We start from the raw sequence: 17,720 nt of genomic DNA, 5'->3' as shown, positions 1-17,720 counted from the left end.
CCTTATCCTTCAATTTCCAATACCCAGTAGCTTTGAATCTGCTCCTCTTCGAAATGATCCTTCAGACGAGAGGTCTCGTCCCCTGCCAATTCGTGCTCAGTCCACGTGTGGTAATACCTCACGACAACGTCATCCGTTACAGGCTCGGAAAATTGAAACGTGACAGTTCCAGCTGGTCCCAGCATTCTGTTATCCTGCATTTCATTTGGAAAAACAGCAACTGCGCCTTCCGCTGAAAAAAACCACTCTTCTCCTTCATATACATGAGCATCCCCTTGAGAAAGAGTCGTTTCCGAATGGATTACTTCGTTGTTACCGTCCTCGAATACAAGTTCAATATAATCATTGCCATGAAGCCCGTCTTCCGGAAAATCATTCCATTTCCAGTCGACTTTAACCGTGTCTTCCTCCACTTTTTCCATATGAATAGAGACAGCGTTTTTTAAATTCTCATTTGAGGTTGTCTCTGTCCCGCCAAGGCTTAAATAACCGAAAATAAATAAACCTATCATAACTGAGAAAGGTAGCAATAGAACAATCTTATTTTCTTTCATAATTAAAAAACTCCTTTAATTTTCCTCAATCTTTATCATCTGCTGGTTTTCATTAAAGAAAAACCGGTAAAAAATAATAGTTACGAACATGGCGCTTAGAGAAACTGAAGCGAATATGCTTAATGATATAACAATTTGAAACCTTATGGCCTCAATAGGCGCCACCCCTCCAAGTATAAGGCCTGTCATCATTCCAGGCAATTGAACGAGGCCAATTGTCTTAAGGCCATCCACGTTTGGTATCATCGAAGCTTTAACAATTTTCCTTACAAGTATTTTAGAAGCTTGTTCCGGTTTAGCCCCGAGAGCAAGGGCGGCCGTAATCTTACCTTCTCCCTCTTTGAATTCACTTTTCATTCTTTCCAATGCCAGCCCTATTGCCACCATACTGTTGCCGAGCACCATCCCGCTCATTGGAATAACCTGATCAGGCTGAAATGAAATCATCTGAAAACCGAGCCAAATCGCAAGCACGAATATTTCAATAATAACAATAATGCATAGGGTGATGGGCCTGACATAAGGAATGCCAGCCCCTTTTTTACTTGCATGAAAAGCTGCGACGAGTATCATAACAGTCAGCATAATGGTAATACCAGTCAGGGGCTCCAATGAAAATAAATATGTAAGAATATAACCAATAAGAAACAGCTGAACGATCCCTCTGAAGGAAGACCAAAGGATGGATCCACTTAATCCTAACGAATATAAGTAAGAGAGAGAAACTGGAATCAGAACAAAAAATATTAGAAAAAACATGGACAGGTTAGAAATTTCCGGTGCCATCAGACTTTATTCACTCCTTTAAAAACGCTTGAAGACGTCTGCTTTGCGGGTCAGTCAACAGACGCCTTGTATCACCTTGTTCCACAATCTCCCTGTTACACATGAAAAATGTACGGTCTCCCAGCCTTTTCGCTTGTTTTATATCATGAGTTACCATTAAAACAGCTTTTACTTCTCTGGAAACAATACCTTTTATAAATTGTTCAATGACTTCCACGTTTTTAACATCAAGGGCACTTGTCACTTCGTCTAACAGCAGGACTTCAGGCCGGTTGGCAAGGGTTCTTGCGAATGCTACTCTTTGCTGCTCCCCTCCAGACAATTCTCTCACGTCTTTAGACAGAAAGTCAGAAGGTAATTTCACGATTTCCAACAGTTTTTCTCCCTCTTCATGTTTCCATTCATTGAATAAGGAAGGCCCGAATTTTAAGTTGTCTTCTACTGTTCCTTCAAACAAAGACGACGACTGAAAAACCATCCCTATCCGTTTGCGAAGCTGTTCAATTTTGTATTCTTTTATATTTTTATTATAGAAAAAAATCTGGCCGGATTCAGGATCCGCAAGACGGTTTAATAGCTTAAGCAAGCTGCTTTTACCTGCACCGGAAGGACCGATTAAAGTAATGATCTCACCTTCCGACACTTTAAAATCAATGTTTCTCAGAAAGTCCGATTGGACGTTTGACGCTTTTAAAACAGGTATAGGAGAACCCATAAGCTAGACACCCCTTCATTAAATCAATCGTATATAAAATAAAGAGAGAATTGAAAACCCGCTCCAATCCTCTCCTGACATTTATAAAGATGTGGTTTTTTGTCTGGCCAGCCATGCTGCACCTATGACTCCGGCATCGTTCCCAAGAGTGGCAATGTTTATGTTTGTCTCAGCTGCTATCTTCGGAATTGAGAACTGTTTAAACGCTTCTATCACATTATCAGTTAAAATGGAGCCGGCTTTGGAGACGCCTCCTCCCAGGACAATCGTTTCAGGGTTTAGGGCATTGGCAAGATTGGCCAGTGCAAAACCTAAATGTGTACTTGACTCTTTCACTACTTTAAGAGCTGTTTCATCGCCTTTTTTAGCTCCGTCAAACACGTCTTTTGCCGTCACTGTTCCTGATTCAGTTAAAACATCATTTAAATATCCTGTTTTAGATTCTTCCGCAGCTTCTCGCCCGAGTCTTGCAATTCCGGTAGCAGAAGACACAGTTTCAAGACAGCCTTTTTTTCCGCAATTACACGGGGCACCTTCGCTTTTAACTGCAGTTATATGCCCGATTTCCCCGGCTAACCCGCTTTCGCCATGAATGATCTCACCACCGGCAATAATTCCTCCTCCAACACCAGTACCAAGTGTAACCGCAAGCAGATTGTCAGCTCCTTCGCCAGCCCCTTTCCATTTCTCTCCTCCAGCAGCTAAATTAGCGTCATTATCCACGATTACCGGTATATGTAACAGTGTTTCAAGTTCGCTCTTTATTCCGTAATTTTTCCACCCTAAATTCACTGCTTCAATAATTACTCCATTCTCTACATCTATGTAGCCTGGTGCTCCGACACCCGCCGCAGTCAGTTGCTCAGGAGTAAAGCCGAGAACTTCAGCCCTGTGGTGAATTGATTCTGCGATTTCCTTAATAATATATTTTCCATTGTCTGTTCGGTTAGTGGTAATTTCCCATTTGTCTGTAATGTTCCCTTCATCTGTGATGAAAGCTAATTTTACAGTTGTTCCGCCAATATCAACACCAATAAATAAAGGTTTTTTCATTGTCATATCATCCTTCTCAACTTTTTCTACGGCTCTATTGTACCATGGCTTCCTGCACGCCACCCTGTATGTGGTGAACATTTATTAAACATTTATTGGTCTTTTCCGTGTGACCGTTCTTTTATTATGACAAGTTTTGCGTCCCTGTAAAACCGGGCATCAACCAGACCAAGCCGATATAATTCCTGCACTTCTTCTTCAATCAGGTCCAGATCGGCTTCCTTATCGCCTGTATAAATATATCCACGGTATGTTCTTATATGCTGGATAAGTTCAAAATAAGTCATATTAAAGGCTCCTAACCGTTCATTCATTAACAGGGAATTTTCCCGGCCGCTTTACTTATTATAACAGTTTTAGAACGGCTAATAATAATAAAAGGATAAGAGGCAGAAAATGAATAAAAGCAACGTATTTGAATGAAATAAACAGTTTAATCATTAACAGGAAGCCAGCGATCATTCCAGCCACTCCTAAAGGAACAAGCAGTAAAATAAACCAGGCAGAAAAACCAAAAGCGGCGAATTCCATCCCTAACAGGAAAAAAAATACCCCGATTACGATTAAATGGATATGCTTCTTGTAAGGAAGGTATCCGTAGGACGGGTGATGCAGACTGAAAAGAAGTAAAATTATCACAAAACACATGACAAACAGTAAAATCTTAAATAACAGCACAGGGAGCCAGAAAAAAAATGCGGCTCCAATGACCAACCCGAATATTAAAGGAAGTATTGAAATACATCCTGTAATAACCATTAACACAGGGAATGGGGACCTCCCTTTTGCAGCCGGAAGCATACCAATAATGAAGCACGCTAAAAAAATGGTAAATATTTCTCCAAAAAATTGTAACATAGCACAAACCCTCCTTAATTTCTAATGTATGTCCTAAAAGGTTAATTAAGGACTGTCATTTCATTTGATAGAAAGGGTTTTCACTTGATATACTGTTTGAACATACAGGAAGTCTAATAGAGAGAAAGAGGGAACAAATTATGTCTCAACAGAAATTAGAAGATATTCTTAAACAAGGCATCTATGGCTCACCCCAAATACGGCCTGATGAGAAAAAACTGTTTTTAAGCACGTATTCAGAAAGAGTTTATTTAGCACTAACTAAATCCCAAGTCAGACATAGAGTAATTTATGCAAAAGCTGAACAGACGATGCAAACGAAAAAAGACGCCCATTTATTTATTAACGGGGGCCTTAATTACCAGTATTACAGTAAATATATCCAGGCAGCTAATAAAAATTCCATTCCTTTTACTATTGTGAATGATGGGCAAAATTCCCCTTTAGGGATTGTTCTGGCATCAGAACGTTCAGCCGTTAATAATGAAGATCATATGTTTATCATTGACGATCTTTATAAGGATGATATGGGCGATTAATTCAAAAAAGCGAGGACCCTCAAAGGGTTCTCTTTTTATTTCCCTAAAAACAATCCATCATTATACCGAACCACCAATGGTGAAAGACATAAATGATTCTCCTGAAGCATATAAAAAAATAGATGTGCTTGTCTGCAAGGAGGATAATTTATGTTTAAAAAAATGAACAAACATTTTTATAAAATTTTTTTCTTATCATTCACGGCTGCCGTCATTCTTTCTTTTACATCCTTTTCCCAATGGCCATTTATGAATGAAGTATTTATTTTTTTCCCTGAAGATGAGCAGGTTTTTTTCAGGGAAGCCAAAACTGAATTAGACTTGCTAAGCAAAAAGGATGATGACGAATACACACTCAAATGGTCGTTCGCCTCTGAAACAAATAAGCCTGCTTTTCTAAGGAAAGATATGTCTATACTCTTTGACAATGGAGTATTTGCAGGGGCGAGAAAACAGTCATTAAAAGATCAGCTGTTTATAGAAGAGGCGGGCACTTTTGAAGGTGAAGACAGCGGAAGGTATAATGCCGTAACATTTCATCATGCTGAACTTCATTACCCTGAAGACATTTATAAAAGCAAACATACATGGAGTAAAGACCAGCTTTATGTGATTGATTCCCCGCTGACTCCATTATATTCATTTAAAGAAGCGGAAACTGAAGAAGATGCCCAGAGCAAGAAAATTTTGGATTCGATCATTGACCAGCAAATGGGCTATGTACTGGAGGGCTTATTGGAAGAGTTTCAGATTTCTGCAGAAGATTATCACCTGTTTACCCTGCTCGATTTACCGGATTATTTAAATACCCCCCTTCCAGGTTTAACAGAAAAAGAGACTTTCGCCGTACTGGGACGCTTATGGGAAGGCTTATACAGGTACTATATTTTAGGAATCAATACATTTACTGAGGAAAGTTACTCCCCCGAGGGCAACAGTATTCCTCATATTTTACTTCATAAAGAAGGAACCCACCTTTTAGTTCTTTATGAAACAAAAGATGGGTCCCGTCAGCAGCTTCTGCAGATGATACTAAAAGAAGAACCTGCATCTGATCAGGATGATTGATTAAGATCTTCAAGTTCAGATTTTAGATCCTGGTAGTCATTATTGCCAGGATCGGCCTCCAGGGCCTGTTCTACCCTCTCTAAAGCTTCTTCGTATGATCCTTCCTCATAGTAAATTAAAGCGAGATTATATTGAGCTTCATGAAACTCCGGATAATCGTTGACCAGTTGTTCAAGATTACCTTTAGCTTCATCAATCTCTCCCGTTTGAATTTGTGTATACGATAGTAAAAAAGCTGCATCTCTCATGATTCTGTCATCCGTTATATACTGAGTGCCTTCTTCGAATTGATTAAGATAGTGAAGAGCTGTGTCATAGTCTCCAGCTTCTGCAGCTTCACGGGCCATCTGGTAGTAAATGACATATATCCTCTCCGATTCCGCATCCTGGGTGTACCCGGCAAACAGCAGAATGACCGAACCTGTGACCGCTGCCAGAAGTGCAAGCATTTTAGACCTGGCTCCTTTTTGTCCAGGCAGCCCGACTATAGCCGAACCTGCAAACCCGCCGATTAATCCCCCAATATGGGCGCCGTTATCCACCATCGGCACTAAAAAACCAAAGGCAAGATTAATAACGAGAATAACGATTACATTCATCCCCATCGTACGGAAAAAAAGACGCTTATGAATCAGGCCAAAATACAGGAGAGCCCCAAAACAGCCAAAAATGGCGCCGCTCGCCCCTGCTGATACATTATCATTAAATACAAAACTTGAAACAGATCCTATAAACCCTGCTAAAAAATAAATTATGATAAAACGGCTCGTTCCAAAGATTCGTTCCACTGCCCCTCCTAAGTAAAATAAAGCAAGGGAATTCATAAATAAATGCAAGAAACCTATATGTAAAAACATCGCACTGAAAAACCGCCACCATTCCCCTTCTAATATAAGAGGGTCAAACTTGGCACCGAATTGTATCAAACTCAGAGTACTGGTTGTCGAGCCTGCCATTTCCACAAGACCAAAAATAACTAAAATAATGCTTAATAAAAGGAAAGTAAAATATGGCTTCCCGAAAAGAAAAACGCCTTTTTCTTTTTCCTCCTGTTTTCGTAACGATTGTTTCACATTGTATTTAAGTGTCCTGAGTAAATGTTCTTCCTGCTCGCTGTCTTCAATATAACTTTCAGGCAAATAAGGTGGCATTTCCTTAAGTTTCCACTCTGTAGCAATAGGGAAGAAGCGGTTCTTTAAATCACCCAATGGGAGAATCAGGGTGCGAAACTGCTTCTTTCCGCCGGCCGTAAAAGGAAGTGCTTCATTCGTGTACCGTTCATAATCATCTACAGGCAGATAAGCTGATAAGATAACATTTGTGACGTTAGCCTGTCTTAAACCAAGGCGCTTCCTCACTTGCTGTGCTCTTTCTTTAATTTTTTCTATATCCCTTTGCAGCTGGTTGCTCCAGTCATAGTTTTTTAGAGCCAGCCTAATCAAATGATAAGGTTTTTGACGGTCATCTTCGATCCAGGCTGTTTCTTCACGTTCATTAAGGTGAACAAGTCTCATCCCTTCCCGGTTAATTAAATGGTGAAGGGTTTCCCAAAACCTGATTGATTGGGTCAACGCATTCATAAGGCCCTCCTTTCCCTGACCATTTTTATCAGTTCGTCCTTTAAATGGGTAAATTCTTCAAATTCTGCGGCAGGCTGATGTTCAGTAGGTTTACCTTCCTTACGCGTATTAAGAAAAATAGCCTCCCACCCGGCGTCTATAGGACCGGCTACATCATGGGCCCAGGAGTCTCCTACAAATACAATCTCATGAGAAGGAAGATTCAGTTTTTTTTCCACCAGTTTGAATATTTCTTTATCAGGCTTAGAAACCCCTGCTTCTTCAGAGATAAAAATATGTTCTTCGGAGACCCATTTATTGATGCCTAATTTTTTCACTTTATTATATTGGGTGTCTGCAGACCCATTAGATACAATTGCAATTCTAACCCCATGCTCTGTTAGTACTTCAAACAGCTCGTGTACACCCTCAAAAGGCTCACTGTACTCATCTACAATGCTGTAATAATGATCATGGAAAAAATCAGCGTAATTATTTCCATAAGGAAGAGCCAGGTCTTTCATTGTTTCGTTAAATCGGATACGCCGATACGTTTTACCGTCCACTTCCCCGCTTTCATATTTGTCCCAGTATCTGTCGCAGTTCAGTTTAAATACCGGAAAAAATTGTTCATAAGTAATTTCGTGCGCCTCATTTATATATTTATCGCTAAATGTCTTGAAACATTCTTTTATTGCCTTTTTAAATGCTTCTTCATGGCTGAATAATGTATTGTCTAAATCAAAAGTAACGGCTTTCCAATCCATCTGCCAATTCACCCCGGAATTTATTATATCAAATTGGTTATAAAACCTGTATTTAACATGATTCCCTTCCTTGTATAAGAGCAAACAAACCCAAAAATAAAAAGCAATGATATTTCCTTCCCGGATAAGAAGAAAATCCATTACTTTTATTACCTTAAACCGTCCCATTACCGGAAGGTTTCATAAATCATTCTTTCCCTTACAGCTGGAATTCTCATGACCATAGAGACACCCCATTTTCGGATCCACCGATTGGATAAAAGTCTATTAATTACACGGTACCTTCTTCTGATCAGCATCCCTGCTAAAAAAATAACAACAAGATACATTAACCACTTCATTTTGTCATCACTCCTTAATAGTTAGAATGAGACAAAAAGAGACTCCTTATCCAAAAACTAAAGAGCATTTTAAAGGTAAAGGAAAACCTTTAAAATGCTCTTGATTAATACTTATTCAAACCGTTAACTTTCGTCAAAAACCGGTTTCATCGCTTCTTTTAAAACTTCAGCAGAATGGTGAAGCTGTTCCATTTCTTTTTCAGACAAATCAATCTCCACAGTTCTCTCCACTCCTCGTTCGGAAACGATGGCGGGAACGCCGATGTAAAGATCTTCTAACCCGTATTCACCTTTCATAAGGGTGGATACTGTTAAAATAGAATGTTCATTTCTTAGCACCGCTTTTGTGAGCCGGGCAAGTCCCATTGCAATTGCGTAATGAGTGGCGCCTTTTCTCTCAATAATGTGATAAGCCGCATCACGTACATTTATAAAAATTTCATCCAGGTCTTCGTCTTTACCTTCCGGTTTATATTTAGACATGTAGCGCTTTATTGGTTCTGAGCCTATTCGTGTCTGGCTCCAAACTGGCAGCTCTGTATCGCCGTGCTCACCCATAATATATCCATGAATGTTTCGTACATCAATATCAAAGTACTCGCTTAGCAGGAATCGGAAACGAGCTGTATCCAGTATTGTTCCTGAACCGATAACCCGCTCCATAGGAAGACCGGAAAATTTCCATGTAGCATAAGAAAGAACATCTACAGGGTTGGTAGCTACAATAAAGATTCCGTTAAATCCGCTGTTCATAACAGAACCAACAATGTTTTTAAATATTTTTACGTTTTTGCCGATTAAATCGAGTCTTGTTTCCCCGGGCCTCTGGTTTGCTCCTGCTGTTATAACAACAATATCTGCTTCTTTACAATCTGAATAGTCTCCGGCCCAGATTTTAGTTGGGGAACCAAACGGAATGCCGTGATTCAGGTCCATGGCGTCCCCTTCAGTTTTTTCTTTATTTAAATCAATAAGCACCATTTCATCAGTAATATTCTGGTTTATTAGTGAAAAGGCATAGCTTGAGCCTACAAAACCAGTTCCAATAATAACTACTCGAGACGTTTTTGATCCGTACATAAAATATTGCCACCTTTCAAATGAATATCTAATAATATGTGATCTGTTTCCAATTGTACAGTAATTCAAACGTATTAAAACCTCTGAAAGCGAATACAGATTGTCAATTTTGTTACATTATCACAGTGTTTAGATTTACATCCCTATATAACGCGAAAAAATCGTTTTTGCACGGGATGGATCTTCCGTCCCTTGCACCAGCGTCCGTCCATCAGGGAACAGAACGAGTGTTTCGCCTTCCTCCACCTGTACTCTGAGCAGAAAGGGAGTTTTCTTAATAGTTTCGGCCCTGGGGCGAAGCTTTTCTGCCCATTCTTCCAGGTTATAAGAAGAAGGGTTGATGATTTGCGTAGTCTCCCTGCCGCATAATGTGGTTACCTGATCGCTTTCAGGCTGGTTTAATGACGGAAATTCTTTTAACTGGCAAGTTGGACACTTTTCATTAGCTTTCCCAAGTTTCATTGAAAAATGATGGTTTTTCCAAACATCAAAAGTAGTCAGTTCTTCCGGAATCTCATGGCTGTTTCCTGTCAGAAGTTTTATGCAGGCAAGGGTTTCCAGACTTGCTACAATGTCCACCACCGGTGAGAGAACACCTATCGTATCACATGTCTGTCCAGCGGCATCATGAGCAGGGAACAGGCAGCGGAGACAACACGTTTTGCCTGGAATAAAAACCGCGCCCATTCCCCTTGAACTAACGGCTCCCCCGTATATAAACGGAATGTTGTATTTATAGGCTGCATCATTAATTAAATATCTAGTCGCAAAATTATCTGTTCCATCCACAATGACGTTCACTCCGTCTATAAACTCTTCCAGGTTATTAGAAGAGATATCAGTGACATGTCCTTCCACTGTGATATTACTGTTTAGTTTTTTTAGTTTGTTTTCTGCTGCAACTGCTTTAGGAAGATAGTTTTCAACGTCATCTTCATCAAATAGTGTCTGCCTCTGCAAATTGCTTAATTCTACGTAATCCCTGTCACAAAAGACAAGGTGTCCGACTCCAGCGCGGGCCAGATGGTTGGCAGCCACTGTCCCTAACGCCCCCATTCCGATAATAAGCACTTTTGATTCAGCTAATTTTTTCTGTCCTTCTTCCCCAATTGGATTAAAAAGCATCTGTCGTGAATAACGTCCCCACATTTCTTCCATCCAGTTTTCTCCTTTCTACACGTAAAAAATCGCACCTGACACTCCTCCTAAAATCATACCGGAGAACGTGCAAATATGATTGACAGTATCGTTAGTTATCCATTTCCACCCTTTTACTGTCCTCGTCCGCTGCTGGCAGTGGTACGGCTTTTCAGTTAGTATCCCGCATCGGTCACACTTAAATAATACCTGAAAAAAAGCACCAGTAAACGCGTCAAGCCACTGACTAATAAATCCTGTTAATAAAAGAAATGGCCAAATTAGCCACATGGCAGCAAAAGAATCTGCTAATCCGAAAAGAATATAAGCCAGCAAAACAATAAATAAACTTCCAGCTAATGCTCCTATAGTCCCCTTTGCAGAAGTTCCTCCTGACTGCCCAGGAAATACAGGCTTCCGCGTAATGACCATAACCGGCTGAACCGGACTGCTTTTTCCGATTGAGGAAGCCCATGTGTCGCTGTTAGCAGCTGCCAGTGAACCTATGTACGCAGCGATCCAATAGGACTGCTCAGTTAAAATAAACATTAAAGCCGCCGCGGCTGCCCATCCGCCATTGGCCAGTACCTGGCTGGCATCTCTTTTTTCTCCTTTATCCTCAAAATCTTCTTTCGATGTAGATTTACCCGAATAATATCTTCCTAACCATGTAGAGGAAATGAAAAAACCTGCAAGAAGCAACAGACCATTTATGGAAAAGGCTAAGGTTATTACTGCCCCAATAACTGCACTGGCCGCTGCACCCCCTGGGGTCAGGGAGTGTGCTTTCCAGGCGGCAAATGCCAATAACAAAACGCCTGACAAAAGAAAAAAATCACTCATATTCTCCCAGCTCTCCAAATAACTTTTCCGGGCTGTTATGACAGTCGGCATAAATTAGTTCTGTTGGTGTGACAAGCCACTTAACTGGAATATCATGCGTTTCTGCAGGCAGTTCATTAACCACCTGAAAATCATAACAGAGAGAAACGGTTTCAAGTGGATTGGATGCCAGAAACCGGTCATAATAGCCGCCGCCATGGCCAACCCTGTAGCCTTTCCTATCAAAAACAAGGCCGGGAACAATCAGTAAATCGATTTTCCTGTTGTCAAAAAGCTCACATTTGGTTGGATCAGGTTCTTTCAAACCGTAAAAACTGTTTTCGAGCTGACTTATATCATTCAGTATGTAAAATGATAATTCTTTTTGATTAGGGACGCATTTGGGCACAGCTGCTTGTTTTCCTTGCTCCCACGTTTCTTTTATGATTGGCCACGTATCTATCTCGTCTCCTACACTCACAGTAATCCCTATCGTTTTGCTTTGCTTCCAAATTTCCAAAGAAAAGAGAGAAGAGTAAATACGGGACATGGCCTCTCTTTTAACTGATGGATCCAGGCTGCCAAGAGTTTCTTTCATTTCTTTCCGCCATACTTTCTTATCCATATTACATTCCCTTCCCCTGAAGTATTATCTAACTTAATGCACCCTTTATATTTTAACAAATGGCGTGTATAAAGACATTGTTTAAATGAAGGGCGGTTATAATTTTTTGCTTATTAATCCTGTCCGGGACCCAAAAAATAAAAGAGCGACCTGGAACACGTATTAAGACGGTTTCCGGTCGCTCTTACTCTTATTACTTTGTCTCACGGTGCAACGTGTGACGGCCTAGACGCGGGCTGTATTTTTTCAGCTCCATACGGTCCGGGTTAGTACGTTTATTTTTTGTCGTAATGTAGTTACGGTCGCCTGTCTCAGTGCAAGCTAAAGTGACTTGTACACGCATATTTTCCCCTCCAAACTCTATACTTACTCATACCTTAAAAATAATAGCAGAGTTTGCAAAGACATTCAAGAGGAACAGTCAAGTCACTGCTATCTTTTTAAAACTTCTTTAACTGGAGCCTTTTTCTTCCCTAATAAATTTCTCAGTGATTCGTGGCTTGTCTCTAATGCACAAAGATTATCATGGGAAACTTCCCAGTCATATAAATGAGCATATCCGTAAGGATCGAGTTGAATCTCATACATCATTCCCCATGCAGAGCTTTCTTGAGAAACAGGCTGAAAAAAAGTGTGAGGAGGAGAACACTTCAAACTGTTATTTAAATCAGTCTCATTCGTCTGATACTGTAAAGGTCCTCCGGAAGGCCCTAATCCTCCAATTAAGTAATAAGATTTATCATGGCACAGCATCATTGCTTCATTGTGAGGGGAAAAATATACAAAAGGCACACTTTGATAATCTAAGACATTATAATGAATTCTTACTTGTATGTGAGCAGTTAACGGCGTTAAATTCCGGAATAAAAGCTTATGAAGCCTTGTCCCTTCTGCATGCCCGGGTAAATGAATCCATTTTATTTCAACACCCGTCGTATAATTTTCCAAAAAGTGATCACTGCCAGACGGCTTTAAAGTCAGTAAGCTGTCTGACAGACCAGTAAGCAGGTATTCGTTAACAAATGGCCTTCCTTCATGTTTTAAATGTCCCATTAAAAACTCCCCTTCTCTTATTGTTACTCTAAACCTATCGTATAAGGGAATATCAATTTGAACAAGGTGGTTATTTTGTCACTATTTGTAAAGCTCTGAATTAGCAGGGAAACGTTTAATTAATTTTTCCTGAAAATTAACTTTTAAGGGTGTAAACCTGTACCTTTCTCCTTAACTTCCTTCTATTAGACAATTTTCTTATTATATTATTGTTAATATTTGTTGTGAATTTATGATCATGATTTGCCTATATCATTGCATTTATAATAACTATTTACCAAAAGTAATCTAGTTTCTGGTAATATAATATAAGCTGATTTTTACAAAGGTTAGGGGGAAACGAGATGGAATGGGTTATTACAGGTTTATTCAGCCTGGCTGCCATATTATTTATTTTATCTTTTTTTAAGCAGGAACCTTATAAAGAACTGGAAAAACAAATTGAAAATACGTCGATACAGATGATGCAGGAGATCTACTATTTAAAGAAAAAAACGAAACTCCTGGAAGAAGAATTTATGATTGAGGCTGAGAGGACAGGACCCGAGGCACAAACAGCAGCCAGAGCCCCGTACACCGTCACCCGGGATGTTGTTTTATCTATGTATGAAGAGGGTTATTCAATAGAAGATATTGCTGTTATGACAGAAAAAGATACGGAGCATATAGAAGATTTACTGGCAAACTGAACCGGGATCGCTGAACAAAAGCGGTTATAATCAGCTGAGTAAAAGCTGATAGAATGAATTTTAGCGTCCATGGATAAACTACCCCTAAGTTTACTGTAAAAGGGGGGGTAATTTGAAAACATTCGGTTTAATACTCCTGGTCACTTTTGCTTTTTTAATCATCCCCATTCATTACATAGCGGTTTTGCCGTTGCTGCAAATGTTTTACTTTCCTAAATTCCTGCTCATATTAATTGTAGTTTTTGCCTTCCTGGGGGCTATATTGACTGCAGGTTACGACCATTAAAAAAAGCGTAAGCAAGGAATCCCTTGTCTTACGCCTTTTTAGTTTAAAACCTTAGTCTGAAAGTTCATTCTCCAGTTCATCTACTTCCGCCCCGTCATCAGGAAGGGCAGGCCCGTCGCGTTTTTCTTTTAATTCGAAATAGGCTTCAAGAGCACCTTCAGCGATACGGTTCGCAACACCCGCACTATCTTCTCTTTCTGTGCCGGGCACTACGACAGCCACGGCTACCTCAGGGTTATCGTAAGGCGCGTAACCAGCAAATGTCTGGTTATTCGCATCGGTTCCGTTAACACTAACCTGGGCCGTACCTGTTTTTCCAGCTACTTCATAATCAATATCCTGAAAATAGCTTCTAGCTGTTCCCTGACTGCCGTTAACAACTCTGTGAAAACCTTGCTGAACCCTTTTCATATAATTTTCATCCACATCGAGATAATTTAATATTTTCGGTTCAAACTGCTGGGATAAAGCTCCCAGTTCTTCTTTATTTTCGTTAGGGTCACGTATTTCTCTCACTAGACGCGGAGCAATCCGGTACCCGTCATTTGCTATCGTAGACGCATATTGGGCCAGCTGTAACGTCGTATACGTATCAAACTGCCCAAATGATAAGAAAAGGTAAGGGCCGACTTCACCAGAGAGCAACCTTCCTTCTATCCCTTCCATTTCGTTTGGTAGATCAATGCCCGTTTCTACACCTAAACCGAACTGTCTGTAATAGGAACGCAAAGTATTTAAGCCAGGTGTCACGTCACCCCAGTTTGATCCTGAAATACCGTACGTATAGCCTACGAGCCTCATCGCAACTTCGACCATATAAATATTTGAAGAGCGTTCAAGAGCTGACAGATCATCCACGTAGCCAAGCGGTCTGACTGACCTGATATCCGGCGAGCCGGGCAAAGAGTAAGGACGGTCATACACACCCTGCCCGGGCGACATGACTCCTGTATCAAACCCAGCCAGCACGGTAGCCCCTTTCATGGCAGACCCGACTTCATACGCCTGAGTGAAAGTTCCAAGATCACTGTTATAACCTGCCATGGCAAAGATATCACCGTTATTTGGATCTTTTAAAACGACGAAGGCGTCTTCTTCTTCTATAAATCTCGAACTCGTGCTGGACAACTCGTCTTCAATAACTTCGTGTACTCTCTGCTGAAGTTCCATATCGATCGTTAAAACCAGGTCGTTTCCTCTGCTGCCCTCTTTTTGTTCCGGATTTCTTAACAGATTCCCGCTTTGATCCATAAAGTTATCTATCTGGCCTTTTTTGCCTCTCAATACTTGTTCATACTGGGCTTCCAAATAGCTCCGGCCCACTTCTTCATTCCGCTCATACCCTCTTGATAAAAAGTCCGCTAAGTTATCTCTGGGGATAGCTCCTACTCCTCCGAATAAAGAGCGCAACGTATCACCGTAGACATATTTTCTGGCGGAATCACGGATAATATCGACGCCTGGCAGATCTTCCATATGCTCCATTATTTGGGCTGCTTCCTCATACTCGATCCCCTGTTTAACTTTATGAGGAAGATTGTTATAGCCTGAATTAAACTCCCGCCATATAAAAAATACTTCTATTTCTTCCTGTGAAAGCTGTCCTAAATCTTCTTCACTTATCTGCTCAAGCCTTTCAACATGTGCCTCTGAATCGCTCAGCCCTTTTTCATTCGCTTCTTCGACAGTAAGAAGGTCCAGAAACTCTTCCTCGTTTAAAAGCGCCCAGTATTCACGTCTGTCTCTTATAAAGCGCCCTTCCAGGTCTCCTTCATACTCAAGCGTAATAAATTGATTTAAACGGCTTGCAACCTCAATCATTTCATCCTGCGGAGTGTTCCGGTTAGTATATGTAACAGTCAAATTTAAGTCATTATCTACTAACAGATTGCCGTAACGGTCATACATTAGCCCTCGCGGCGCATCGACCGGCTGGCTGATGTTTACTGTTCTTTCCAACTCTTCCTGGTACTCCTCACCTTGCACAATCTGGACAACCCCCAGCCGCAAAATCAAGGCTGAAAACAGCAGAAAAACAAGGAAGAAAAGGATGTTTAACCTGACAGGCAAATGAGGTTTCTGATGTTTTTTATCGTTCATAATATGACCCTCTCTATATAAAATAGCACGTTCGCTTTAAGCTTCAGGCTCAAGAATAGGCACCTTATCTTAAAGAATAAGGTGCCTAAAAGTGTGCCCGCATGTGCGGTTATCTTCCAGATTTCACGAACCCGCCTTAGGCAGGTGGGTGCCCGCAAAAACACTTTCAGCTTCCTGAACCTTACAGGCATGCTGTCGGTGTTTTAATTTAAGGCTCCCAAGTGAATTGGTGTTCGGTTCGAATTAAACTCGAAGTTCACCAACACCGCAGGCATCTTTAATTTAGATTTATTATATCATAGGGAGAGTTGATTATTAAAGCAGTAACAGACAATAATTTATCTTTTTTTCAAAGCTGTAAAGGTCTCTTGTTCCTTTGCCGAAGGAAGCTCTATAGATCTGATCCATCCGTAAATGCATAAATGGCCTGCGCCTAATACGGCTAATGCGGCAGGGATGCCATTTTTCTCCCCGAGAAGATAAATAGCTGCCAATAAAAAAAGTATGGAAACAATTCTCCCCGCATTCAAGTAAAGCTCTCTGATAACAATATATTCAATCCGCATTTCACCGGCTTTCCAGCCGCTCCCGATCACGTCATATGTTAAAGACAGATAAGGGACAAGCAGTAAAGGATAGGCCAGAGAAACAAATATTCCGTAAGTGATCAGCCTTGCAAAACTAAGCTCAAACACGATCAGGAAAACAGCAGCGTAAAGGATAATTCCACCTATAAGAATCGCTCTTTTCCTGAATTTTTTATTTAAAAATCTTCCGACAAGATAATAACAAATAAACGCGGTCCCTGAGGCAATTAAACCGTAAGTTCCGAGAGCCAGTTCACTGCCTGTGGTGACAAACACCCATACGACAATTACAAATATAAAACTTCCTTCTCTTAACCCCTGAAAGAAATTTGCCCTCAGTACATTTTTCCACGGTTTGTATTCTTCCCGGAGGTTAAACACATCTTTTAAATGGTAACTTCCCTGAGCGGAACGGCGTTTAAGGAAAAAACTTAAAATCACTGCCAATACAAATAAGCCAAGAGATATGGAGAAAATAACATTATATCCAGTCAGCTTATCCATATATGTAATAACCGTCCCTGCGAAAATTGGACCAATCATGCCCGCAAAGGAAGTCAGCAGTCCTAAAAATCCGTTAAAAAAATCTCTTGTCTCAGGTTCTGTAATTTCGAACGTTAAAACATTAAAAGACAGCCAGTAAAACCCATAGCCAATTCCTAGTAAGATACCAAGAATGATTAAATATTTTCCCGCATTCTCCCCCATCATTAAGACAGTTAAGAAAAAACCTGAGAGGAATATAACACCCAGGCGGAGTACAATTATCCGGTCTATTTTCTTCGCCCATTTCCCGGCAAGTATGAAAGTCAGCGGCTGCATAATAACTATAAACAAATTATAAACCGCTAACTTGACAAACTCTTCGGACTGCTTCCATAAATAGACATTAACAAATGTATTTGATAAGGCTATGCTCAAAGCATACAAGCCGCCTATAACAAGCAGCAATTGGATATCTTTATTCAGTTCTACATCTCCGACCATCGTCTGGACCCATTTTTTCATATGCTAACTCTCCTTTTACCTTCCCATAACGTAGTGTGTCACGAGAGTAAAAGGATATTCGCTTCTTTTAAGGCAATAGGGAATCTGTACTGC

21 protein-coding genes and 1 other RNA gene are annotated in these 17,720 nt (G+C 40.5%); 4 read left to right on the top strand and 18 right to left on the bottom strand.

All coding sequences use genetic code 11. The features are described from left to right. Positions 1-2: 2 nt before the first annotated feature. The 6 genes from K8O68_RS18035 to K8O68_RS18010 form a co-directional block, all read right to left on the bottom strand. Positions 3-554 carry a hypothetical protein gene (locus tag K8O68_RS18035; RefSeq protein ID WP_230898167.1) on the bottom strand — a complete coding sequence of 184 codons (552 nt, stop codon included), beginning with the start codon at positions 552-554 and terminating at the stop codon, positions 3-5. A 15-nt stretch (positions 555-569) separates the two neighbouring features. Beyond that, positions 570-1,340 carry an ABC transporter permease gene (locus K8O68_RS18030; protein ID WP_230898166.1) on the bottom strand — a complete coding sequence of 257 codons (771 nt, stop codon included), beginning with the start codon at positions 1,338-1,340 and terminating at the stop codon, positions 570-572. A gap of 10 nt (positions 1,341-1,350) precedes the next feature. Then, positions 1,351-2,055 carry an ABC transporter ATP-binding protein gene (locus K8O68_RS18025; RefSeq protein WP_230898165.1) on the bottom strand — a complete coding sequence of 235 codons (705 nt, stop codon included), beginning with the start codon at positions 2,053-2,055 and terminating at the stop codon, positions 1,351-1,353. 81 nt (positions 2,056-2,136) lie between these two features. Further along, positions 2,137-3,108, bottom strand: coding sequence for an ROK family glucokinase (locus K8O68_RS18020; RefSeq protein WP_230898164.1), 972 nt, complete (start codon positions 3,106-3,108; stop codon positions 2,137-2,139). Between the two features lie 92 nt (positions 3,109-3,200). Then, positions 3,201-3,395: a YqgQ family protein gene (locus tag K8O68_RS18015; RefSeq protein ID WP_230898163.1), complete on the bottom strand. Its 195-nt coding sequence runs from the start codon at positions 3,393-3,395 to the stop codon at positions 3,201-3,203. A 58-nt stretch (positions 3,396-3,453) separates the two neighbouring features. Continuing rightward, positions 3,454-3,966: a hypothetical protein gene (locus tag K8O68_RS18010; RefSeq protein WP_230898162.1), complete on the bottom strand. Its 513-nt coding sequence runs from the start codon at positions 3,964-3,966 to the stop codon at positions 3,454-3,456. A 140-nt stretch (positions 3,967-4,106) separates the two neighbouring features. Here K8O68_RS18010 and K8O68_RS18005 point away from each other — a divergent pair, with 140 nt between their 5' ends. After that, on the top strand, positions 4,107-4,505 hold the full coding sequence (locus K8O68_RS18005; protein WP_230898161.1) for a YueI family protein: 399 nt from the start codon (positions 4,107-4,109) through the stop codon (positions 4,503-4,505). 150 nt (positions 4,506-4,655) lie between these two features. Next, the gene (locus K8O68_RS18000; protein ID WP_230898160.1) at positions 4,656-5,573 is read left to right on the top strand and encodes a hypothetical protein; all 918 of its coding nucleotides are present in this window, start codon (positions 4,656-4,658) and stop codon (positions 5,571-5,573) included. Here the strand turns inward: K8O68_RS18000 and K8O68_RS17995 are convergent. The 9 genes from K8O68_RS17995 to K8O68_RS17955 all read right to left on the bottom strand — a co-directional run bounded on the left by K8O68_RS17995 (position 5,561) and on the right by K8O68_RS17955 (position 12,957). Then, entirely contained in the window at positions 5,561-7,153 is a 1,593-nt protein-coding gene (locus K8O68_RS17995; protein WP_230898159.1) for a rhomboid family intramembrane serine protease, read from the bottom strand. The two genes, K8O68_RS18000 and K8O68_RS17995, sit on opposite strands and share 13 nt — an antisense overlap. Beyond that, positions 7,150-7,899: an HAD family hydrolase gene (locus K8O68_RS17990; RefSeq protein WP_230898158.1), complete on the bottom strand. Its 750-nt coding sequence runs from the start codon at positions 7,897-7,899 to the stop codon at positions 7,150-7,152. Before K8O68_RS17990 ends, K8O68_RS17995 begins: the two co-directional genes overlap by 4 nt. Before the next feature lie 167 nt (positions 7,900-8,066). Further along, complete coding sequence (locus tag K8O68_RS17985) at positions 8,067-8,240, bottom strand: sodium:proton antiporter (protein ID WP_230898157.1); 174 nt, start codon at positions 8,238-8,240, stop codon at positions 8,067-8,069. Between the two features lie 123 nt (positions 8,241-8,363). After that, positions 8,364-9,320: an L-lactate dehydrogenase gene (locus tag K8O68_RS17980; RefSeq protein ID WP_230898156.1), complete on the bottom strand. Its 957-nt coding sequence runs from the start codon at positions 9,318-9,320 to the stop codon at positions 8,364-8,366. Positions 9,321-9,455: 135 nt separating this feature from the next. Beyond that, entirely contained in the window at positions 9,456-10,478 is a 1,023-nt protein-coding gene (locus tag K8O68_RS17975) for a ThiF family adenylyltransferase (RefSeq protein ID WP_230898155.1), read from the bottom strand. Between the two features lie 15 nt (positions 10,479-10,493). Continuing rightward, positions 10,494-11,300: a DUF92 domain-containing protein gene (locus K8O68_RS17970; protein ID WP_230898154.1), complete on the bottom strand. Its 807-nt coding sequence runs from the start codon at positions 11,298-11,300 to the stop codon at positions 10,494-10,496. After that, entirely contained in the window at positions 11,293-11,904 is a 612-nt protein-coding gene (locus K8O68_RS17965) for a 5-formyltetrahydrofolate cyclo-ligase (RefSeq protein ID WP_230898153.1), read from the bottom strand. Before K8O68_RS17965 ends, K8O68_RS17970 begins: the two co-directional genes overlap by 8 nt. 193 nt (positions 11,905-12,097) lie before the next feature. Next, positions 12,098-12,247 (bottom strand): 50S ribosomal protein L33, encoded by a 150-nt coding sequence (gene rpmG, locus K8O68_RS17960; RefSeq protein WP_093047744.1) that lies wholly within the window; start codon positions 12,245-12,247, stop codon positions 12,098-12,100. An 89-nt stretch (positions 12,248-12,336) separates the two neighbouring features. After that, positions 12,337-12,957, bottom strand: coding sequence for a hypothetical protein (locus K8O68_RS17955; protein ID WP_230898152.1), 621 nt, complete (start codon positions 12,955-12,957; stop codon positions 12,337-12,339). 344 nt (positions 12,958-13,301) lie between these two features. Here K8O68_RS17955 and K8O68_RS17950 point away from each other — a divergent pair, with 344 nt between their 5' ends. Next, positions 13,302-13,646: a hypothetical protein gene (locus tag K8O68_RS17950; RefSeq protein WP_230898151.1), complete on the top strand. Its 345-nt coding sequence runs from the start codon at positions 13,302-13,304 to the stop codon at positions 13,644-13,646. A gap of 112 nt (positions 13,647-13,758) precedes the next feature. Continuing rightward, a complete protein-coding gene (locus K8O68_RS17945) occupies positions 13,759-13,932 on the top strand; it encodes a hypothetical protein (RefSeq protein WP_230898150.1) in 174 nt (57 codons plus the stop codon). Between the two features lie 51 nt (positions 13,933-13,983). Here the strand turns inward: K8O68_RS17945 and K8O68_RS17940 are convergent, their stop codons facing one another. The 3 genes from K8O68_RS17940 to K8O68_RS17930 form a co-directional block, all read right to left on the bottom strand. Then, a complete protein-coding gene (locus K8O68_RS17940) occupies positions 13,984-16,032 on the bottom strand; it encodes a peptidoglycan D,D-transpeptidase FtsI family protein (protein WP_230898149.1) in 2,049 nt (682 codons plus the stop codon). Positions 16,033-16,122: 90 nt separating this feature from the next. Next, a non-coding RNA gene (ssrS, locus tag K8O68_RS17935) (6S RNA) lies at positions 16,123-16,309 on the bottom strand. A gap of 61 nt (positions 16,310-16,370) precedes the next feature. Then, positions 16,371-17,627, bottom strand: a complete 1,257-nt coding sequence (locus tag K8O68_RS17930) for an MFS transporter (RefSeq protein WP_230898148.1) — start codon at positions 17,625-17,627, stop codon at positions 16,371-16,373. Positions 17,628-17,720 lie beyond the last annotated feature (93 nt).

It is taken from the genome of Salipaludibacillus sp. CUR1 (assembly GCF_021028955.1).
GTDB lineage: Bacteria > Bacillota > Bacilli > Bacillales > Salisediminibacteriaceae > Salipaludibacillus.
The sequence above is the reverse complement of the archived record's forward strand: the minus strand, read 5'-3'. Positions and strand labels throughout refer to the sequence as shown.